This is a genomic window from Buttiauxella sp. 3AFRM03 (genome assembly GCF_003675305.1).
Lineage (GTDB): Bacteria > Pseudomonadota > Gammaproteobacteria > Enterobacterales > Enterobacteriaceae > Buttiauxella > Buttiauxella ferragutiae.
Map to the genome: position 1 here is coordinate 3,401,955 of NZ_CP033076.1, position 20,458 is coordinate 3,422,412.

The window sequence follows — 20,458 nt, forward strand, 5'->3', positions numbered from 1 at the left end:
CCTCTGTTTATAACTGGCTACCAACGACAGGACGCTAAACATCCTGTCTGGCGTTGCAAGTATTAGAATATTCCCCACTTTGGGGAGATGGCATGCAAGTCATTCTTGCTGCCTGTAATTAGTGACGTCCTTTGCATCTATGCATTACGTCAATGTATCAATGTAGCATCCGGATTGTTTTAGCATAGCTTTTGGCAGGTGTCTCCTATTGTCTCGTTTCAGCATGACGTAGGTCGCCTTCCGTTGCCAGTTTTGCTGCATCCGCGTACTCTGGAAGGTAATTTTTTCAATGGGAGAAGCAACATGCAGGCACGTGTGAAATGGGTTGAAGGGTTAACTTTCCTTGGTGAATCCGCTTCAGGACACCAGATTCTGATGGACGGTAATTCTGGCGATAAAGCACCGAGCCCGATGGAAATGGTACTGATGGCTGCCGGGGGTTGCAGTGCAATCGACGTGGTTTCTATTTTGCAAAAAGGCCGCTACGACGTCACCGACTGCGAAGTGAAATTGACCTCTGAGCGTCGCGAAGAAGCTCCTCGTCTTTTTACTCACATCAACCTGCATTTCATCGTGACAGGCAAAGAGCTAAAAGATAACGCGGTTTCCCGCGCGGTTGATTTATCTGCTGAGAAGTATTGCTCTGTTGCACTGATGCTGGAAAAAGCCGTAAATATCACGCACAGCTACGAAGTCATTGAAGGCTAGTGTGCAAAACAGGGCGGTTACTCGCCGCCCTGATTATTGATATTTCGTCCTTCCGCCAGACGCTTCACTAACGGCGTCATGATCAATTCCATCGCCAGCCCCATTTTGCCGCCCGGTACCACTATTGTATTGATGTGGGAAATGAATGAGCCTTGCAACATGGCGAGCAAGTAGGGGAAATCGATGTCATCCAACCCGCGAAAATGAATCACCACAAAACTTTCATCCAGCGATGGAATTCCGCGTGCAGCAAACGGGTTAGAGGTATCGACAGTCGGGACACGCTGGAAGTTAATGTGCGTGCGTGAAAATTGTGGCGTGATGTAATTGATGTAGTCGTCCATTGAGCGCACCACTGAATCCATCACCGCTTCCCGGGAATGCCCACGTTCGCTGGTATCACGCACCAGTTTTTGAATCCATTCCAGGTTGACAATCGGCACTACGCCAACCAGCAAGTCGACGGCATTCGCCACATCGTGCTGTGGGGTGACGACTCCACCGTGCAATCCTTCATAGAACAACACATCGGTCGGTTCAGGCAGCGATTGCCACGGTGTAAACGTCCCAGGAATTTGGTTCCAGGGGACGGCTTCGTCATAGGTATGAAGATACTTACGCGATTTACCTTGCCCGGTTTTTCCGTACTCGATAAACGTTTGTTCCAGCAGGCCGAAGTCATTCGCTTCCGGACCGAAGTAACTGATATGGCGGCCTAAGTCGCGTGCTTTACGAATAGCCATATCCATTTCAGGACGCGTGAAACGATGGAAGCTGTCACCTTCAACTTCGGCAGCGCGCAGGTTGAGTTGCTGGAATATTTTGCGGAAGGCAAGGCTGGTGGTGGTCGTTCCCGCGCCGCTGGAACCTGTTACGGCAATAACCGGATGTTTGGCTGACATAAGGCAACAACTCCATGGGTAATCACAAGTGTGTGTTCGTAAGGGCTGGCCCTCACCCTAACCCTCTCCCCCTGGAGAGGAGACTGTCCGGATTTCGCTTTGGTTCTTCCCCTTCTCCCTCAGGGATAGGGCCAGGGTGAGGGTGGTTTTACTATGCAGTATAGAATAAACGCTTAGCCGCGAAGCTGCCCGCGAGCCATGATATTCACCGTTTCGTGAAGCTCCGACCATACCAGCACAGCCTCGCCACTTTGTAGCTGGCGCTTAACATCGGCCACTTTTTGCTCCAGCGAACGCTCTTGTTCACCATAATCGGTACCTTCACGTAATACAAAGGATTCAATCAGATTATCAAGCGTTTCGGGGGGGAGATCTTGCCAGGGAATCATCATAATGACGGGTCCAAAAATTTAGACAACCACTGCGGGATGCGTTGCTCGAGCCACATTTCCGGACGCCGTAGCGTGCCACCAACAAATCCAACATGCCCACCATAGCGCGTCAGTTGATACTCAATATTGGCAGGCAGTATCGCTGTGTCGGGGATCACATGGTGATCCATAAACGGGTCATCTTTAGCGTGAATGATTAACGTCGGCGTTTTGATTTGCGGCAGCAACGGCATGGCGCTGCATTGACGATAGTAGTCGATAGCATCTGCAAAGCCATGAATCTTCGAGGTGATCAAATCGTCAAACTCACGCAGACGACGCACTCCTTTAAGCTGGCGCATATCTACCGGGAGTGTACCCGGATAGCTTCTGAGTTTACGTGCCGCATTTTTCTTCAGCAGATTCAACAGATAATGTTGGTAAACGCGCGAGAAACCTTTCTCGATATGCTTGCTACAATGCTCCAGCATTAGCGGGGCAGAAACCACCACACCGGCCTGTAGCGTACAATCTGCGCCTTGTTTTGCCATTAAACAGGCGAGCATGTTACCGCCGAGAGAAAACCCGACCGCCGCCGTGGGGGCTTTACCGTAACGTGTAGAGAGCCAGTTGAGGAAATAGCTGCCATCTTCGGTTTCGCCGGAGTGATAGATGCGTTTCATGCGATTCGGCACGCCGCTACAGCCACGGAAGTGCATCACCACACCCAACCAGCCTTGCTTACGCGCGGCATCAATTAACCCATGTGCATACGGGCTGTGCAGGCTTCCTTCAAGACCATGAAAAACGACTAACCGTGGTTTATGCGTTGCCTGGCGTGGGTCTTCACTCCATGCAAGATCAACAAAATCCCCATCCGGCATATCCAGACGCTGCCAGTGAGGTTTGAAATTGAGGCGGCGGCGAATTAAGCGTGGGAGCATGGTTTGCAGGTGCGGATTACTGACACCCTTTAACGGACGAAATTGTTCATCGTCTACGTGATTAAAATTCAATGCTGCGGGACTTGTCGTGGCCATATCACACTGTTAGTTTCATTTAGTTTGCTAATTAACTTACCGGGTGCGGATCACCCATTTCATGGAAACGCTTTTCTTCTCAATGCTTGGTTTTTTGTGGGTCGCGGCGATTACACCCGGCCCAAACAATATGTTGCTGACTTCTTCCGGCGCCAACTACGGCTTTATGCGAACCCTCCCTTTGATGATAGGTATCATGTTGGGGATGCAGTGCATTTTGTTGCTGGTGGCTTTTGGCGTCGGTAGCTTAATCCTATTGTATCCTGCTTTGCACCTCATCCTGAAGATTGCCGGGAGTGCTTACCTGTTATGGCTGGCATGGAAAATCGGCACCGCGACTTATGAAACGCTGGAAACCGATGCGCCGCCGCCGTCACCTATCCCATTCTGGCAGGGTGGTTTATTACAGGTTATCAACCCGAAAGCGTGGTTGATGGCGCTAGGTGCAGTCGCAAGTTTTAGCCTTGCGGGTGCTCAGTACCTGCACTCTGTGGTGTTAATCAGCATCGGTATCGCGCTGGTCAACATCGTTGCTGGCATCATCTGGATTGCGTTTGGCAGCATGATTGGCAAGCTACTTCGTAGCCGCCGTGCCTGGACAATCTTTAATGTCTTTATGGGATTGCTGACTGCGGCATGTGTGTTGCTGATTTGGCATTGATGCCGCTACCCGGCAGTATCATTGAGCAAGTTACGTGAGAAAAGATGGATATCCACTCCTTCTTTTCTCCGATAAAGCCGCGCTTTACGCGCCCCAGTCGCCTTACTTTTCCCTGTATCTTCAAACATGCCTGACGCCTCAAAGCGGCGAATCAGGCTTTTGCGCTGTATCGCCTGCCCGAGAATAATTTCTGTCGCTTCCTGCAATTGCGTGAGCGTGAACTCTTCTGCCAGGCAATAGACCGGCAATAGTGAATAGCGCGTTTTTTGCCGTAGCCGGTTTAACGCATGGGTAATAATCTCACCGTGATCAAAGGCCAGAGTCTGCTGCGTCAGTTGGTGAGTCGGTAACCATTTCGCATCGCTGACGCTTTCAATATGTGGCTGGCAATCGGTTCTGGCGATCAGGGCGAACCAGGCCGTCGTCAGGCTCCAGCCGCGTGGATCACGATACTTGCCAGAGAAGGTTTCCAGTTGTTCGAGCCACGGGGGAATGACGCCCGTTTTTTCAACCAGTTTGCGTAAGGCGGTATCACGCGTGGACTCATCCAGGGTCATATCAATAAACCCACCGGGCAGCCCCCAGGTCCCCTGATAAGGGTGATTAGCTCGTTTAACCAATAATACGCTTAGTTCATTGTTATCCAGCGAAAACAATACGTTATCGACAGTGACAATCGGAGAGGCGAAGCGCGAGGCATCATAATCTTTCAGGTATCTTTCTTCAGAACGCATAACGATATGTACGCTTAAAACTGTCGTTAGGACAAATTTACGGATGTCCATCGCCACTGACAACCTTTATCAACCAGGATCGGCAAAAAATAGTGCTTGCTTAATATTGTCTTATGGACAATATTAAATGTGTCACAAGGACAATAATCGAAATAAAGAGGAAGGACACGACATTATGGCGATAAAACTTGAGGTTTCTCTGGATGGCATCACCCCGGAAATTAACAGCGGTGTGTTTCCTGATGGTGCGGTCTGGTTGAAGGTGCAGGGTACGTTACCTAAACGTGTAGAGTTGATGCGGATTCGCGCCTGCGCAATGAAAAACATGGATGATTTTATGCTGTTGGCGCAGTTGGTGGAGGCGATTCGCCATGCTTGCGATGTGCGTTTCAGCCACCTTGAACTTCCCTGGCTGCCTTATGCCCGACAGGATCGGCATATGCAAGCCGGAGATAGTTTTGCGCTTAAAGTGTTTGCCACGCAGCTCAATACCCTCGGTTTCGACAAAGTGTTTGTCCTTGACCCTCACAGCGAAGCTGCCGCTGCTGCCATTAATAATCTGGTGGCTATCCCGCAGGAAGTCTGTCTACAGGGGAGCGACACTCTGGTTAGCGCATTACGCGAAGGGCGGTTAATGCTGATTGCCCCGGACGCGGGCGCATTGAAAAAAATCCATCTGGTGGCTCAGGCTACCGGGGCGAGCACCTTCGGTATCATGACCAAGCAGCGCGATGTGGAAAGCGGCGTGCTGACCGGTTTTGCATTAGTTGCAGGCGATGTGGCAGGGAAAGACGTGCTGATTGCCGACGATCTTTGCGACGCAGGAGGAACATTTATAGGTTCAGCCGAAGTGCTGCGCAAGGCTGGCGCACGGAGTGTCAGTTTGTATGTGACGCACGGTCTTTTTTCAAAAGGAGTGGCACATCTTCTGAATCAGGGGATCGACAAAATCTACACGACGACATCCATTGCGCCCGCAGAGGCTGCGCAACAAGGCGTTGAACTTATTGATATTGCGCCACTCTTCCAGGCACAGGAGATGAAATCATGTTAATGAACCCTATTCTGGCGATTGATGGCTACAAGGTTTCGCATCGTGAACAATATCCGCTGGGGACAACAAAGGTTTATTCAAACTTTACCCCGCGCAGCGACCACTATTTTCATTCTCCGGTAGACGACGGCAAGCTGGTGTTTTTCGGGCTTCAGGGCTTTTTGCAGTGGTTTATGGTGGATCTGTTTAATGAAAAGTTTTTCGCCGCGCCTGAGGAGCAGGTGGTTGCTGAATACAAGCAGCTCATGGACAGCTATATCGGTAAAGACACTGTGGCGATTGAACCGATCCGCGCATTGCATCGCCTGGGATACCTGCCTTTGCATATCAAGGGATTAGATGAAGGCAGCAAAGTCGGCATGAAAATTCCGGTCCTGACTATCACCAATACCCGAGACGAATTTTTCTGGCTGGTGAATTATCTTGAAACCGTGCTCTCTGCTGAACTGTGGAAATCCTCCACCTGCGCCACTATCGCCCATCATTACCGCAAAATTTGCCAGCGTTGGGCGGAACGGACCTGTAGCGATCTTAGCCATCTTGATTTCCAGTGCCATGATTTTGCGTTTCGCGGCATGTCGGGTTTACATGATGCGGCGCAATCCGGCTGTGGCCATCTTTTGAGTTTCAAAGGCACGGACAGCATTCCTGCCATTCTCTATGCCCGGCAGCACTACACCGACAGCCAGGACTATTTTATCGCGGCAAGTATTCCGGCAACGGAACACAGCGTGATGTGCATGGGCGAGAAAAATCATGAAATCGAAACTTTTCGCCGCCTGATTGCTGACTTATATCCACAGGGATTTGTGTCGATAGTTTCTGATACCTGGGATTACTGGCAGGTGTTGACGGAATACACCAGGGAGCTTAAGCCGTTAATTATGTCGCGTCAGGGGCGCGTGGTGTTTCGCCCGGACAGCGGCGACCCGGTGGATATACTCTGCGGTACGGGGGCAGATAATTCCCCTGAACGCACCGCGCAGGAAAAAGGGTCGGTAGAAGTGTTGTGGGAGATTTTTGGCGGCACCATCAACGAGAAAGGCTACAAGGTGTTAGATCCGCATGTCGGGCTGATCTATGGTGATTCCATTACGCTTGAGCGAGCAGAAGAAATTCTGCGCCGCCTGGAAGCGAAAGGTTTTGCCAGCTCGAATGTGGTGTTTGGCGTCGGGTCTTTTACCTACCAATACCACACGCGTGACACTTTCGGGTTTGCGATGAAGGCCACTTATGGCGAGGTGAACGGAGTCGGAAGGGTTATCTTCAAAGAGCCGAAAACCGATAACGGCCTTAAGCGTTCGGCCAGAGGGTTGTTGCAAGTGGTGCGCGATGAGGCGGGAGATTTCCAGCTTCACGATGAGCAAACCTGGCAGCAGGAGCAGGAAGGAGAGCTAAAAACCCGCTTCCTTGATGGCAAACTTTATAATACCGACCACCTGGAAACCATTCGTCAACGGCTGGTGGCGGCTTTGTGAGGGTATAATTCACTAATGGGGGAATTTCTTCCCCCATTGATTTTATTCAGCCTGCATCATCTGTTCTAACTGGTCATGCGCATCCAGCCATTCCATCTCACACTCTTCTAGCGCCGCTTTCACCTTCACCTGAGTTTGCAGGCATTCGGTCATTTCCGCTTTACGACTTTGGTCGTAAATGGCGCTATCAGCCAGCTTCTCTTCTACTGCTGCAAGCTGCGCATTTAACTTTTCCATTTGCTTTTCAAGCGTGGTGATTTGCTTGCGCAGTGGTTGAGTCAGGGTACGTAACTCGGCATCACGGCGCTTTTGGTCTTTACGCACCTGCGCACTGTTGACGTTATCTTTTGCCGAATCCAACGGCTGGTTTTCCTGCTTTTGCAGGTCAATAAGCCACTGTTGGTAGTCTTCCAGATCGCCATCAAACGCTTCGACTTTACCGTCGTGAACCAGATACAAATCGTCAGTGGTCGAGCGCAGTAAGTGGCGGTCGTGCGACACAACGACCAGCGCGCCTTCGAAGTCAATCAATGCTTCGGTTAGCGCCTGACGCATGTCGAGATCAAGGTGGTTGGTCGGTTCATCAAGCAGCAGCAGGTTAGGGCGCTGCCAGACGACGAGCGCCAGAACCAGACGTGCTTTTTCACCGCCTGAGAAACGTGCCGTATGTTCGGTGACCTTATCGCCACGGAAGCCAAAACCGCCGAGGTAGTCCCGCAACCCTTGCTCCAGCTCTTTCGGTGCAATACGCGCCAGGTGCTGCAATGGTGACTCGTCAGCGCGTAAGTATTCGAGCTGATGCTGCGCGAAGTAACCCAGCTTGATGCCTTTAGCCAGACCAATATCACCCTGCAATGGTTGAATTTCTTCCGCCAGTAGTTTGATAAGCGTCGATTTACCTGCGCCGTTACGGCCAAGCAGACCGATGCGCGAGCCTGGAACCAGGTTCAGCTTGATGGAATCAAGGATCACGCGGTCGCCATAACCGGCGCTGACTTTTTCCATGCGCAGCAGTGGGTTTGGCAAGCTTTCAGGAGCACGGAAACTGAAATGGAATGGGTTGTCGACGTGCGCTGGCGCAATCAATTCCATGCGCTCAAGCATCTTCACGCGGCTTTGGGCCTGCTTTGCTTTACTAGCTTTGGCTTTAAAGCGGTCGATAAAGCTTTGCAAATGCGCGACGCGCTCCTGCTGGCTTTCATACATCGACTGTTGCTGAGCAAGGCGTGTCGCACGCTGGCCTTCAAACGACGAGTAGTTACCGGTGTATTCAAACATCGATTCCTGCTCGATATGAATGATTTTACTGACCACCGGATCAAGGAAGTCGCGGTCGTGGGAAATCAGAATCAAGGTGCCCTGATAGCTTTTCAACCAGCGCTCGAGCCAGATAACGGCGTCTAAGTCCAGGTGGTTGGTTGGTTCATCGAGCAGCAGCAAATCAGAACGGCAAATCAGCGCCTGTGCCAGGTTGAGGCGCATACGCCAGCCACCGGAAAAGTCGCTAACCGGGCGTTCGAGTTGTTCATTGCTGAAGCCTAAACCATGCAGCAGGCTGGAAGCACGAGAGCGAATCGTCCAGGCGTCAACTGAATCCAGTTTACCGTGAACCAGCGCGATAGCATGACCGTCATTGCGCTCATTGGCTTTTGCCAGTTCGGCTTCAAGCTGGCGGAATTCACGGTCGCCATCAATAACATATTCAATGGCGGGCATGGCCAGCGCCGGGGTTTCCTGGTTTACCCAGGCTAATGCCCAGTTGCCTGGAAAGGTCATACTTCCGCCATCGGCGCTGATCTCGTTCTTCAGCAGCGCCAGCAGCGTGGATTTGCCGCAGCCGTTTTTACCCACCAGACCCACTTTTTGGCCCGGATTGATGGTAGCGGTGGCGTTATCCAGCAGAACGCGGGTACCGCGACGAATTTGTAACGAGGAGAAAACAATCATAAAGCGCCGTATGTTCAGAGTATGTTAAATTGTCATTATATTTAGGTAACGTGAAGCTTCAGCCTTCGCGTCGGGCTGCATGGTAGCCCAAAATAAAGACTATGACGACGCCCTGGAGGGTAATGATGTTGCAGCCGCCGAAAGTTTTGCTGCTATATGCTCATCCGGAGTCACAAGACTCGGTCGCAAACCGCGTCCTACTCCAGTCGGCGCAGAAGCTCGCTAATGTCACAGTGCATGACCTTTATGCGCACTATCCTGATTTTTTTATCGATATCTATCGCGAGCAAGCATTGCTGCAAGAGCATGATGTCATCGTCTTCCAGCATCCCCTTTATACCTATAGCTGCCCGGCGTTACTCAAAGAGTGGCTGGACCGTGTGTTGAGCCGTGGTTTTGCCAGCGGTGTCGGAGGGAATGCTCTGGAGGGAAAGTATTGGCGTAGTGTGATTACCACCGGAGAGCCGGAAGGTGCCTATCGGCATGACGGTTTTAATCGCTTTCCGCTGACCGATATTTTGCGTCCTTTTGAACTTACTGCCGCGATGTGCCGTATGCACTGGATGAATCCCATCATTGTGTACTGGGCGCGCCGTCAGTCTCCCCAGGAGCTTGCCAGCCATGCGAAGGCTTATGGCGAGTGGTTGGCTGCACCGTTATTGCCGGGAGGTCGCTAATGGAAGGTTCTGACGTATTGATGGCGGGAGTGTTGTTTTTATTTGCCGCGGTGGTGGCGGTGCCCATTGCTGCCCGTTTAGGCATTGGCGCGGTGCTTGGCTATTTGTTGGCGGGTATCGCGATTGGGCCGTGGGGCTTAGGTTTTATCAGTGACGTGGATGAAATTCTTCACTTCTCTGAATTGGGCGTGGTGTTCCTGATGTTTATCATCGGGCTGGAGTTGAATCCGGCTAAATTGTGGCAACTCCGGCGCTCTATTTTTGGCGTGGGGGCGGCACAAGTGTTGCTCAGTGCGGTGGTGTTGGCAGGTTTGCTGATGCTGACGCAGTTTTCCTGGCAGGCGGCAGTGATTGGCGGTATTGGACTGGCGATGTCATCAACTGCGATGGCGTTGCAGTTGATGCGCGACAAAGGCATGAATCGCAATGAGTCCGGGCAGCTCGGTTTTTCTGTACTGCTGTTTCAGGATTTAGCGGTGATCCCGGCGATAGCGCTGGTACCGCTGTTGGCGGGTAATGACGGTGGTCATACGGACTGGATAAAAATCGGCCTCAAAGTGCTGGCTTTCGCTGGCATGTTGATTGGCGGACGTTACCTGCTGAAACCTGTCTTCCGGTTTATTGCTGGTTCCGGCGTGCGTGAAGTGTTTACTGCCGCGGCATTGCTGCTGGTATTGGGGTCGGCGTTATTTATGGATGCGCTGGGCTTCTCAATGGCGCTTGGGACGTTCATCGCCGGCGTGTTATTGGCGGAAAGTGAATACCGGCACGAACTGGAAATCGCCATTGATCCTTTTAAAGGATTATTGCTGGGATTGTTCTTTATCTCCGTTGGCATGGCTTTAAATCTTGGCGTGCTCTACACCCATATCTTCTGGGTCGTTTTAGGTGTGTTGGTGCTGGTGGCGGTCAAAGCCGGGGTGTTGTATGGCCTTTCGTGGTTTTTTGGCTTGCGGAGTTCCGAGCGCTTACAGTTTTCAGGCGTGCTAAGTCAGGGCGGGGAGTTTGCATTCGTACTTTTCTCTACGGCTTCATCACAAAAGCTGTTCAGCGGTGACCAAATGCCACTGTTGCTGGTGACCGTCACACTTTCGATGATGACCACGCCGCTACTGATGAAAGGCGTGGATGCTATTCTTGCTCGACGTTTTAATGTTGTTGATGATGAAAATGAAGAGAAACCGTACGTAGAAGACGATCAACCACAAGTCATTATTGTGGGCTTCGGGCGTTTCGGGCAGGTGATTGGACGTTTGCTGATGGCGAACAAAATGCGCATCACGGTACTCGAGAGAGACATCAGTTCTGTCAGTCTGATGCGCAAATATGGCTATAAGGTTTACTACGGCGATGCCACCGAACTTGAATTGCTACGTTCCGCGGGTGCCGAGACAGCAAAATCTATCGTGATTACCTGTAATGAGCCGGAAGACACAATGAAAGTGGTGCATTTGTGTCAACAACACTTTCCACATCTGGCGATACTGGCGCGCGCCAGGGGCCGTGTAGAAGCACATGAATTGTTGCAAGCTGGAGTCAGCCAATTTTCACGCGAGACATTTTCCAGTGCGCTAGAGTTGGGGCGTAAGGCGCTGATGACGCTGGGAATGCATCCTCATCAGGCGCATCGTGCGCAGCTTCATTTCCGGCGTCTGGATATGAGCATGCTGCGTGAATTAATGCCGATTCATACCGATAACGCACAAATTTCCAGGGTGCGTGAAGCACGTCGTGAATTAGAAGAGATCTTCGAACGAGAGATGCAGCAAGAACGTCGCCAGTTCGATGGTTGGGATGATTTTGAATAAAAAGGTGAAGCTAATGCCGGTGCGTAAACGATTTATTGCCGGGGCTGTTTGCCCTGAGTGCCAGACGCGGGATTCCCTCGCGATGTGGCGTGAGAATAATGTCGATATTGTTGAGTGTGTTAAGTGCGGTCACCAAATGCGTGAGGCGGATAAGCAAGCACGCGAGCATGTTCGCGAACAAGAGCAAGTCATCGGGATTTTTCATCCGGACTAGCGAGATGCGCCAGCTTTTTTTAAGCTTAGGGGTACACCGGCGCTAAATTCCGCTACAATCGGCGCCAGTTTTTTTCCCCATGCTCGCTCAGGAGATATCATGAAAGTAGCAAAAGACCTGGTGGTCAGCCTGGCCTATCAGGTACGTACAGAAGATGGTGTGTTGGTCGATGAGTCTCCGGTGAGTGCGCCGCTGGACTATCTGCATGGTCACGGTTCCCTGATTTCAGGCCTGGAAACTGCGCTGGAAGGCCACGTAGTGGGTGATCGTTTCGATGTGAACGTTGGCGCAAATGACGCTTACGGTCAGTACGACGAAAATCTGGTTCAACGCGTTCCTAAAGATGTGTTCATGGGTGTTGATGAGCTGGAAGTAGGTATGCGCTTTATGGCTGATACCGACCAGGGTCCAGTACCTGTTGAAATCACTGCGGTTGAAGATGAGCACGTTGTTGTCGATGGCAACCACATGCTGGCAGGCCAGAACCTGAGCTTCAACGTAGAAGTTATCGCTATTCGTGAAGCTACCGCTGAAGAACTGGCTCATGGTCACGTTCACGGCGAGCACGATCATCACCACGACCATGACCACGAAGGTGGTTGCTGTGGTGGTCAAGGCCACGACCATGATCACGAACATGGCAAAGGCGGTTGTGGCGGTAACGGCGGCTGCGGTTGCCACTAATCCGTTAGAGATAAAAAAGGCGTGTCATTGACACGCCTTTTCTTTTTGTGCTGATAGCTAGTAATGCGGAGGTGGAGTTTCTTCGGCTTCTGAAGCCACCATTGACGGTTGGCTAGCTTTTAACTTTTCAACCAGCAATCGGAAATGCTCGCGCAGTTTGACCATTTCTAATTCGTGCGCCGTTACCGTCTGATTTAACTCTTCTATCGTAATCTCCTGAAAAGCGAGACGACTCTCAAGTTCTTCCAGCCGTTGTTCGGTCGATTTTTGCTGCATGGTTAATCTCTCCTTGCTTGCGGATGGACAATTTCCGGCGATTCTACTGAAAAATTCGGCATGTTACAGCGCAGTTTTGCTCTGGACGAAACTTCTTTAAACAAAAAGAGTCTGAAATTGTCTCGATAAGACGCGGAGAGATTGTGTAGATTTCTTCCACGACGTTATAGTACATCTCTTAGTTGATAATAACCTTGGGGTTTGAGGCCCCGGCCCTGGAGAAATGGATGAAATCACTGTTTAAAGTAACGCTACTGGCGACCACGATGGCCGTTGCCCTGAGCGCTCCGGCGTTCGCTGCTCCAACCGAAGCAGCACCTGCAACCGCTGCTCCGGCTGCCACTGCACCTGCTGCCAGCAACGCGGCATTCAAGAATGACGACCAGAAATCTGCGTACGCATTAGGTGCTTCGCTGGGCCGTTACATGGAAAACTCTCTGAAAGAACAAGAAAAACTAGGGATTACACTGGATAAAAACCAGTTGATCGCTGGTGTTCAGGACGCATTTGCTGACAAGAGCAAATTGTCTGACCAGGAAATTGAGCAGACGCTGCAAGCTTTCGAAGCTCGCGTGAAATCTTCCGCTCAAGCAAAAATGGAAAAAGACGCTAAAGAAAATGCGGATAAAGGCAAAGTCTTCCGTGATACTTTCGCAAAAGAGAAAGGTGTTAAAACTTCTTCTACTGGCCTGATGTATAAAATCGACAAAGCCGGTACCGGTGAAGCACCAAAAGATAGCGACACTGTCGTGGTGAACTACAAAGGTACGCTGATCGACGGTAAAGAGTTTGATAACTCTTACACCCGTGGTGAGCCACTCTCTTTCCGTCTTGACGGTGTTATCCCTGGTTGGACTGAAGGCCTGAAAAACCTGAAGAAAGGCGGGAAAATCAAACTGGTTATTCCACCAGAATTGGCTTACGGTAAAACTGGCGTTCCAGGAATTCCTGCAAACTCCACACTGGTATTTGACGTTGAATTGCTGGATATCAAACCAGCCGCTAAAGCAGACGCTAAACCAGATGCCGCTCCTGCTCCAGAAGCTGAAGCAGCTAAGAGCAAGTAAGGTATGATTAACCGCCGCCCTCAGGGGCGGCGGTTTTTTATTTGAGGCAAGATATAATAAAAGCTGGAAAGCGTATCTGACGCTGTATTACCTTAGCAGACGGCGTTTCAACTGAGTATGAGTCTGCCCTGACACCATTTAAGCGCGACAGGCTCTCTGTAGAGGGTGGTATCTTTAAATGTCCAATTCGCTTTTAACCAATGAAACCAGTGAGCTTGACTTACTGGACCAGCGTCCTTTTGAACAAACCGACTTTGAAATATTAAAATCCTACGAAGCGGTTGTGGACGGGTTAGCGATGCTGATTGGTTCTCATTGTGAAATTGTATTGCACTCGCTGCAAGATTTGAAATGTTCTGCCATTCGTATTGCGAATGGTGAACATACCGGGCGTAAAATTGGTTCGCCAATTACCGATCTCGCATTGCGTATGCTGCATGATATGACCGGTGCGGATAGTAGCGTTTCTAAATGCTATTTTACGCGTGCCAAAAGTGGCGTTCTGATGAAATCAGAAACTATCGCCATCCGTAATCGTGATGAACGTGTCATCGGCCTGTTGTGTATCAACATCAACCTGGATGTGCCGTTCTCGCAAATTATGTCGACGTTTATTCCGCCGGAAACGCCGGAAGTTGCTTCATCCGTTAACTTTGCTTCTTCTGTGGAAGATCTGGTTATGCAGGCTCTGGAATTCACGATTGAAGAAGTGAATGCCGATCGCAATGTGTCCAACAATGCTAAGAACCGACAGATTGTGTTGAACCTCTACGAGAAAGGTATCTTTGATATTAAAGATGCGATCAACCAGGTTGCTGACCGTTTGAATATTTCTAAGCACACGGTTTATCTCTACATCCGTCAATTCAAGAACGGTGATTTCCAGGGGCAAGATAAGTAATGCGTTTTGCTATTCTGGTGACAGGCCCGGCGTACGGTACTCAGCAGTCGAGCAGTGCGTTGCAATTTTCTCAGGCTGTCATCGCGCAAGGCCATACGTTAGAAAGCGTGTTTTTCTATCGTGAAGGTGTCCTCAACGCAAACCTTCTGACATCGCCTGCGAGCGACGAATTCAATGTCGTGCATGCGTGGCAGCAATTGCATCAGCAACATGGCGTTGAACTGCATATCTGTGTCGCCGCGGCACTGCGTCGTGGCGTGACGGACGAAGAGCAAGCCACTCAACTCGGTTTACCGAACCATAACTTGCAGCCAGGTTTTACGCTCAGTGGTCTTGGGGCGCTGGCACAAGCAACGCTGACATGCGATCGCACGGTGCAATTCTGATGAAGCGTGTGGCATTTGTATTTAAATCAGCCCCCCATGGCAGCTCTGCTGGCCGGGAAGGGTTAGATGCCTTGCTGGCAACATCGGCACTAACAGAAGATATCGGGGTGTTTTTCATTGGTGACGGAATATTGCAGTTGATTCCGGGGCAACAGCCTGGTCTTATTCTTGCCAGGGATTACATCGCGACATTTCGTGTACTGCCGTTATATGACATTGAACAGTGTTATCTCTGTGCTGCCTCTATCCGTGAGCGGGGATTATCACCAGACAATGCGTGGGTTCTGGATGCAAAACCGCTAGAACCGGATTCGCTGGGTGAAATGCTTCATCAGTTTGATGTCGTGCTAACCTTCTGAGGCTACATGCTGCATATTTTACAACATTCACCTTTTCATACGGATCTAGAATCGATGCTGCGCTGCGTTAAGCAAGGCGATGAGTTGTTATTGATTCAGGATGCGGTTATTGTCGCACTCTCAGGAACGAAGGCCCTTGATTTGTTGCTCGCTGCCCCCATTTCTATCTACGCTCTGCAGGAAGATATTGAGGCCCGCGGCTTAACTGCTCAAATTTCAACCAGCATAGGCAAGGTCAGCTATACTGACTTCGTCAGATTGACAGTTAAACACGAACAGCAGATTACCTGGTAAAATCCAGGATTGTTGTATATTTCTTGACACCTTTTCGGCTCAGCCCTAAAATTCTGCGTCCTCATATTATATGAGGCCGTTTTATTACGTGTTTACGAAGCAAAAGCTAAAACCAGGAGCTATTTAATGGCAACAGTTAATCAGCTGGTTCGCAAACCACGCGCTCGCAAAGTTGCAAAAAGCAACGTGCCTGCGCTGGAAGCCTGCCCGCAGAAACGTGGCGTATGTACTCGTGTATATACTACCACTCCTAAGAAACCAAACTCCGCACTGCGTAAAGTATGCCGTGTGCGTTTGACTAACGGTTTTGAAGTTACCTCCTACATCGGCGGTGAAGGTCACAACCTGCAGGAACACTCCGTGATCCTGATCCGTGGTGGTCGTGTAAAAGACTTGCCAGGTGTTCGTTACCACACCGTTCGTGGTGCACTTGACTGCTCCGGCGTTAAAGACCGTAAGCAATCTCGTTCCAAGTATGGCGTGAAACGTCCTAAGGCTTAATGGTTTCCGTTAAGTAAGGCCAAACGTTTTAAATAAATGTCAAACTCAATAGAGTTTTGGACAACCCTGAATTAACAACGGAGTATTCCCATGCCACGTCGTCGCGTCATTGGTCAACGTAAAATTCTTCCAGATCCTAAGTTCGGATCAGAGTTGCTGGCCAAATTTGTAAACATTCTGATGGTAGATGGTAAGAAATCTACTGCTGAATCTATCGTGTATACCGCGCTGGAGACCCTGGCTCAGCGTTCTGGTAAACAAGCACTGGAAGCTTTCGAAGTCGCTCTGGACAACGTTCGTCCGACTGTCGAAGTTAAGTCCCGCCGTGTTGGTGGTTCTACTTATCAGGTTCCAGTAGAAGTACGTCCGGTTCGTCGTAATGCTCTGGCAATGCGTTGGATCGTAGAAGCTGCTCGTAAACGCGGTGATAAATCCATGGCTCTTCGCCTGGCGAACGAACTTTCTGATGCTGCAGAGAACAAAGGTACTGCAGTTAAGAAACGTGAAGACGTTCACCGTATGGCTGAAGCCAACAAGGCGTTCGCACACTACCGTTGGTAATCCCTTCGGAGTGTTAGTCACCAAGCGGGCGCTTCACATAAGCTGCCCGCTTTGGGTTACTTAAATGAACGTCCCAGGATATAGAGGAATCAAATGGCTCGTAAAACACCCATTGAGCGCTACCGCAACATTGGTATCAGTGCTCACATCGACGCCGGTAAGACAACTACTACCGAACGTGTTCTGTTCTACACCGGTGTAAACCACAAAATCGGTGAAGTTCATGATGGCGCAGCCACCATGGACTGGATGGAGCAGGAGCAGGAACGTGGTATTACCATCACGTCCGCTGCGACCACCTGTTTCTGGTCAGGTATGGCTAAACAGTTCGAACCACACCACATCAACATCATTGATACCCCAGGGCACGTTGACTTCACCATCGAAGTTGAACGTTCCATGCGTGTTCTTGATGGTGCGGTAATGGTTTACTGTGCTGTTGGTGGTGTTCAGCCACAGTCTGAGACCGTATGGCGTCAGGCAAACAAATATAAAGTTCCACGTATCGCGTTCGTTAACAAAATGGACCGTATGGGTGCTAACTTCCTGAAAGTTGTTGATCAGATTGAAAAACGTCTGGGCGCAACTCCGGTGCCTCTGCAACTGGCAATCGGCGCGGAAGAGAAATTCACCGGTGTTGTTGACCTGGTGAAAATGAAAGCCATCAACTGGAACGAAGCCGATCAGGGCGTGACCTTCGAATACGAAGAGATCCCAGCTGATATGCAGGAACTGGCCGAAGAATGGCGCCAGAAACTGGTTGAAGCCGCTGCTGAAGGTTCTGACGAACTGATGGAGAAATTCTTTGGTGGCGAAGAGCTGACTGAAGAAGAGATCAAAACTTCTCTGCGTAAGCGCGTACTGAACAACGAAATTATCTTGGTTACCTGTGGTTCTGCATTTAAGAACAAAGGTGTTCAGGCGATGCTGGATGCGGTTGTTGAATACCTGCCAGCTCCAACTGACGTTACTGCGATTAACGGTATGCTGGACGACGGTAAAGACACTCCGGCTGTTCGTCACTCTGACGACAACGAGCCGTTTGCTGCTCTGGCGTTCAAAATCGCAACTGACCCGTTTGTTGGTAACCTGACCTTCTTCCGCGTTTACTCTGGTGTGGTTAACTCTGGCGACACCGTGTTCAACCCGGTGAAATCAGCACGTGAGCGTCTGGGCCGTATCGTACAGATGCACGCTAACAAACGTGAAGAGATCAAAGAAGTTCGCGCTGGTGACATCGCTGCAGCTATTGGTCTGAAAGAAGTGACTACCGGTGATACCCTGTGTGATCAGGACAATGTGATCATTCTGGAGCGTATGGAATTCCCTGAACCGGTAATTTCTATCGCTGTTGAACCGAAAACCAAAGCTGACCAAGAAAAAATGGGTCTGGCTCTGGGTCGTCTGGCTAAAGAAGATCCATCATTCCGCGTATGGACTGATGAAGAAACTAACCAGACCATTATCGCTGGTATGGGTGAACTTCACCTCGACATCATCGTTGACCGTATGAAACGTGAATTCAACGTTGAAGCTAACGTTGGTAAACCTCAGGTTGCTTACCGTGAAGCGATTCGCGCGAAAGTTACCGATGTTGAAGGTAAACACGCTAAGCAGTCTGGTGGTCGTGGTCAGTACGGTCATGTTGTTATCGACATGTACCCACTGGAGCCGGGTTCGAATCCGAAAGGTTACGAGTTCGTCAACGACATCAAAGGTGGTGTGATCCCAACGGAATACATCCCTGCTGTTGATAAAGGCATCCAGGAACAGCTGAAGTCTGGTCCTCTGGCGGGTTACCCAGTAGTAGATCTCGGCGTGCGTCTGCACTTCGGTTCTTACCACGACGTTGACTCCTCTGAACTGGCGTTTAAACTGGCCGCTTCTATTGCCTTCAAAGATGGCTTTAAGAAAGCGAAACCAGTTCTGCTTGAGCCTATCATGAAGGTTGAAGTTGAAACTCCAGAAGAGAACACTGGTGACGTTATCGGTGACCTTAGCCGTCGTCGTGGCCAGCTGAAAGGTCAAGAATCTAACGCTACTGGCGTTCAGATTCACGCTGAAGTTCCGTTGTCTGAAATGTTCGGTTACGCAACTCAACTGCGTTCACTGACCAAAGGTCGTGCATCTTACTCCATGGAATTCCTGAAGTATGATGACGCGCCAAACAACGTTGCTCAGGCCGTAATCGAAGCTCGCGGTAAATAAACCCCGGGTTTTAAAAAACATTGATCCCGTGCTCTCTCCTTGAGGGGAGAGCGCAACAGTAAGGAATATAGCCGTGTCTAAAGAAAAATTTGAACGTACAAAACCGCACGTCAACGTCGGTACTATCGGCCACGTTGACCATGGTAAAACCACTCTGACTGCAGCAATCACTACCGTTCTGGCTAAAACCTACGGTGGTTCTGCTCGTGCTTTCGACCAGATCGATAACGCACCAGAAGAAAAAGCTCGTGGTATCACCATCAACACTTCCCACGTTGAATATGACACCCCGACTCGCCACTATGCGCACGTTGACTGCCCAGGGCACGCCGACTACGTTAAAAACATGATCACCGGTGCTGCTCAGATGGACGGCGCTATCCTGGTTGTTGCTGCGACTGATGGCCCAATGCCACAGACTCGTGAGCACATCCTGCTGGGTCGTCAGGTTGGCGTTCCTTACATCATCGTGTTCCTGAACAAATGCGACATGGTTGATGATGAAGAGCTGCTGGAACTGGTAGAAATGGAAGTTCGTGAACTTCTGTCTATGTACGACTTCCCAGGCGACGATACTCCAATCGTACGTGGTTCAGCGCTGAAAGCACTGGAAGGCGACGCGGATTACGAAGCTAAAATCATCGAACTGGCTGGCTTCCTGGATACTTATATCCCAGAACCAGAACGTGCTATCGACAAGCCGTTCCTGCTGCCAATCGAAGACGTATTCTCCATCTCCGGCCGTGGTACAGTTGTTACCGGTCGTGTAGAGCGCGGTATCGTTAAAGTTGGTGAAGAAGTTGAAATCGTTGGTATCAAAGATACCGTGAAATCAACCTGTACTGGCGTTGAAATGTTCCGCAAACTGCTGGACGAAGGCCGTGCTGGTGAGAACGTTGGTGTTCTGCTGCGTGGTATTAAACGTGAAGATATCGAACGTGGTCAGGTACTGGCTAAGCCAGGCTCAATCAAGCCGCACACCCAGTTCGAATCTGAAGTTTATATTCTGTCCAAAGATGAAGGCGGCCGTCATACTCCGTTCTTCAAAGGCTACCGTCCACAGTTCTACTTCCGTACAACTGACGTGACTGGTACCATCGAACTGCCAGAAGGCGTTGAGATGGTAATGCCGGGCGACAACATCAAAATGGTTGTTACCCTGATCCACCCAATCGCAATGGACGACGGTCTGCGTTTCGCAATCCGTGAAGGCGGCCGTACTGTAGGCGCTGGTGTTGTTGCTAAAGTTATCGCTTAATCGCTGATATCTTTGTATGAAAAAAGAGCGCTCAGGCGCTCTTTTTTTTTGCATTTTTTGCCGCTTATCACGTGCATCAAACAAGCGTGTGCTATTGTAATCATAACTATTCTCATTTACAATTTGCGCGTAATTTGAACGGGAGTACTTATGTACGTTTGTTTGTGTAATGGTGTTAGTGATAAAAAAATTCGGCAGGCTGTACGCCAGTTTCATCCACAATCTTTCCAGCAGCTTCGCAAGTTTGTGCCAGTGGGTAACCAGTGTGGCAAGTGCATTCGCGCAGCACGAGAAATCATGCAAGAAGAGCTATTGCAGATCCCAGAATTTAAAGAGATTGCCTAAGCCAGTCACTTTTTTTTGACTTAC

At 50.2% G+C, this 20,458-nt stretch carries 24 protein-coding genes; 18 read left to right on the top strand and 6 right to left on the bottom strand.

Annotated elements, in window-relative coordinates:
- Positions 1 to 303 precede the first annotated feature (303 nt).
- A complete protein-coding gene (locus D8682_RS17230; RefSeq protein ID WP_064542915.1) occupies positions 304 to 708 on the top strand; it encodes an OsmC family protein in 405 nt (134 codons plus the stop codon).
- A 17-nt stretch (positions 709 to 725) separates the two neighbouring features.
- Here the strand turns inward: D8682_RS17230 and D8682_RS17235 are convergent, their stop codons facing one another.
- From D8682_RS17235 to D8682_RS17245, 3 genes are all read right to left on the bottom strand, one after another.
- Positions 726 to 1,610, bottom strand: coding sequence for a phosphoribulokinase (locus D8682_RS17235; protein ID WP_064542918.1), 885 nt, complete (start codon positions 1,608 to 1,610; stop codon positions 726 to 728).
- A 173-nt stretch (positions 1,611 to 1,783) separates the two neighbouring features.
- Entirely contained in the window at positions 1,784 to 2,002 is a 219-nt protein-coding gene (locus D8682_RS17240; protein WP_064542920.1) for a YheU family protein, read from the bottom strand.
- On the bottom strand, positions 1,999 to 3,021 hold the full coding sequence (locus D8682_RS17245) for a hydrolase (RefSeq protein WP_121814771.1): 1,023 nt from the start codon (positions 3,019 to 3,021) through the stop codon (positions 1,999 to 2,001). Before D8682_RS17245 ends, D8682_RS17240 begins: the two co-directional genes overlap by 4 nt.
- Before the next feature lie 61 nt (positions 3,022 to 3,082).
- On the opposite strand from D8682_RS17245, the gene D8682_RS17250 reads away from it, so the two are divergent.
- Positions 3,083 to 3,682 carry a LysE family translocator gene (locus D8682_RS17250; RefSeq protein ID WP_064542926.1) on the top strand — a complete coding sequence of 200 codons (600 nt, stop codon included), beginning with the start codon at positions 3,083 to 3,085 and terminating at the stop codon, positions 3,680 to 3,682.
- 5 nt (positions 3,683 to 3,687) lie between these two features.
- Here D8682_RS17250 and D8682_RS17255 read toward each other — a convergent pair whose 3' ends face one another.
- Entirely contained in the window at positions 3,688 to 4,416 is a 729-nt protein-coding gene (locus D8682_RS17255) for an NUDIX domain-containing protein (protein ID WP_121815725.1), read from the bottom strand.
- Between the two features lie 175 nt (positions 4,417 to 4,591).
- Here D8682_RS17255 and prs point away from each other — a divergent pair, with 175 nt between their 5' ends.
- Entirely contained in the window at positions 4,592 to 5,470 is an 879-nt protein-coding gene (prs, locus tag D8682_RS17260; RefSeq protein ID WP_121814772.1) for a ribose-phosphate diphosphokinase, read from the top strand.
- Complete coding sequence (locus D8682_RS17265; RefSeq protein ID WP_121814773.1) at positions 5,464 to 6,948, top strand: nicotinate phosphoribosyltransferase; 1,485 nt, start codon at positions 5,464 to 5,466, stop codon at positions 6,946 to 6,948. Before prs ends, D8682_RS17265 begins: the two co-directional genes overlap by 7 nt.
- A 42-nt stretch (positions 6,949 to 6,990) precedes the next feature.
- On the opposite strand, the gene D8682_RS17270 is transcribed toward D8682_RS17265, so the two are convergent.
- Positions 6,991 to 8,895, bottom strand: a complete 1,905-nt coding sequence (locus D8682_RS17270; protein WP_121814774.1) for an ABC transporter ATP-binding protein — start codon at positions 8,893 to 8,895, stop codon at positions 6,991 to 6,993.
- Between the two features lie 122 nt (positions 8,896 to 9,017).
- Between D8682_RS17270 and kefG the strand changes: the two genes are divergently transcribed.
- The 4 genes from kefG to slyD all read left to right on the top strand — a co-directional run bounded on the left by kefG (position 9,018) and on the right by slyD (position 12,278).
- Positions 9,018 to 9,572 carry a glutathione-regulated potassium-efflux system ancillary protein KefG gene (gene kefG / locus D8682_RS17275; RefSeq protein ID WP_121814775.1) on the top strand — a complete coding sequence of 185 codons (555 nt, stop codon included), beginning with the start codon at positions 9,018 to 9,020 and terminating at the stop codon, positions 9,570 to 9,572.
- Positions 9,572 to 11,380: a glutathione-regulated potassium-efflux system protein KefB gene (gene kefB / locus D8682_RS17280; protein WP_064542942.1), complete on the top strand. Its 1,809-nt coding sequence runs from the start codon at positions 9,572 to 9,574 to the stop codon at positions 11,378 to 11,380. The genes kefG and kefB overlap by 1 nt, the downstream gene beginning before the upstream one ends.
- Before the next feature lie 13 nt (positions 11,381 to 11,393).
- The gene (locus D8682_RS17285; protein ID WP_064542946.1) at positions 11,394 to 11,594 is read left to right on the top strand and encodes a YheV family putative zinc ribbon protein; all 201 of its coding nucleotides are present in this window, start codon (positions 11,394 to 11,396) and stop codon (positions 11,592 to 11,594) included.
- 99 nt (positions 11,595 to 11,693) lie between these two features.
- The gene (gene slyD, locus D8682_RS17290; protein WP_064542948.1) at positions 11,694 to 12,278 is read left to right on the top strand and encodes a peptidylprolyl isomerase; all 585 of its coding nucleotides are present in this window, start codon (positions 11,694 to 11,696) and stop codon (positions 12,276 to 12,278) included.
- 57 nt (positions 12,279 to 12,335) lie between these two features.
- On the opposite strand, the gene D8682_RS17295 is transcribed toward slyD, so the two are convergent.
- Entirely contained in the window at positions 12,336 to 12,554 is a 219-nt protein-coding gene (locus D8682_RS17295; protein ID WP_034460204.1) for a protein SlyX, read from the bottom strand.
- A gap of 227 nt (positions 12,555 to 12,781) precedes the next feature.
- Here D8682_RS17295 and fkpA point away from each other — a divergent pair, with 227 nt between their 5' ends.
- The 10 genes from fkpA to bfd all read left to right on the top strand — a co-directional run bounded on the left by fkpA (position 12,782) and on the right by bfd (position 20,434).
- Positions 12,782 to 13,621 (top strand): FKBP-type peptidyl-prolyl cis-trans isomerase, encoded by an 840-nt coding sequence (gene fkpA, locus D8682_RS17300; protein ID WP_121814776.1) that lies wholly within the window; start codon positions 12,782 to 12,784, stop codon positions 13,619 to 13,621.
- Positions 13,622 to 13,799: 178 nt separating this feature from the next.
- Positions 13,800 to 14,522: a transcriptional regulator gene (locus tag D8682_RS17305; RefSeq protein WP_034460202.1), complete on the top strand. Its 723-nt coding sequence runs from the start codon at positions 13,800 to 13,802 to the stop codon at positions 14,520 to 14,522.
- Entirely contained in the window at positions 14,522 to 14,908 is a 387-nt protein-coding gene (gene tusD / locus D8682_RS17310; RefSeq protein ID WP_064542954.1) for a sulfurtransferase complex subunit TusD, read from the top strand. The genes D8682_RS17305 and tusD overlap by 1 nt, the downstream gene beginning before the upstream one ends.
- Positions 14,908 to 15,267, top strand: a complete 360-nt coding sequence (gene tusC, locus D8682_RS17315; RefSeq protein ID WP_064542957.1) for a sulfurtransferase complex subunit TusC — start codon at positions 14,908 to 14,910, stop codon at positions 15,265 to 15,267. The genes tusD and tusC overlap by 1 nt, the downstream gene beginning before the upstream one ends.
- 6 nt (positions 15,268 to 15,273) lie before the next feature.
- Complete coding sequence (gene tusB, locus D8682_RS17320; RefSeq protein ID WP_064542960.1) at positions 15,274 to 15,561, top strand: sulfurtransferase complex subunit TusB; 288 nt, start codon at positions 15,274 to 15,276, stop codon at positions 15,559 to 15,561.
- 126 nt (positions 15,562 to 15,687) lie between these two features.
- Complete coding sequence (gene rpsL / locus D8682_RS17325) at positions 15,688 to 16,062, top strand: 30S ribosomal protein S12 (RefSeq protein ID WP_003023654.1); 375 nt, start codon at positions 15,688 to 15,690, stop codon at positions 16,060 to 16,062.
- A 90-nt stretch (positions 16,063 to 16,152) separates the two neighbouring features.
- Positions 16,153 to 16,623, top strand: coding sequence for a 30S ribosomal protein S7 (gene rpsG / locus D8682_RS17330; protein ID WP_034499040.1), 471 nt, complete (start codon positions 16,153 to 16,155; stop codon positions 16,621 to 16,623).
- 93 nt (positions 16,624 to 16,716) lie between these two features.
- A complete protein-coding gene (gene fusA, locus D8682_RS17335; RefSeq protein WP_034499038.1) occupies positions 16,717 to 18,831 on the top strand; it encodes an elongation factor G in 2,115 nt (704 codons plus the stop codon).
- Positions 18,832 to 18,904: 73 nt separating this feature from the next.
- Positions 18,905 to 20,089, top strand: a complete 1,185-nt coding sequence (gene tuf / locus D8682_RS17340; RefSeq protein WP_121814555.1) for an elongation factor Tu — start codon at positions 18,905 to 18,907, stop codon at positions 20,087 to 20,089.
- A 150-nt stretch (positions 20,090 to 20,239) separates the two neighbouring features.
- Positions 20,240 to 20,434 carry a bacterioferritin-associated ferredoxin gene (bfd, locus tag D8682_RS17350; protein WP_034461786.1) on the top strand — a complete coding sequence of 65 codons (195 nt, stop codon included), beginning with the start codon at positions 20,240 to 20,242 and terminating at the stop codon, positions 20,432 to 20,434.
- Positions 20,435 to 20,458: the final 24 nt, after the last annotated feature.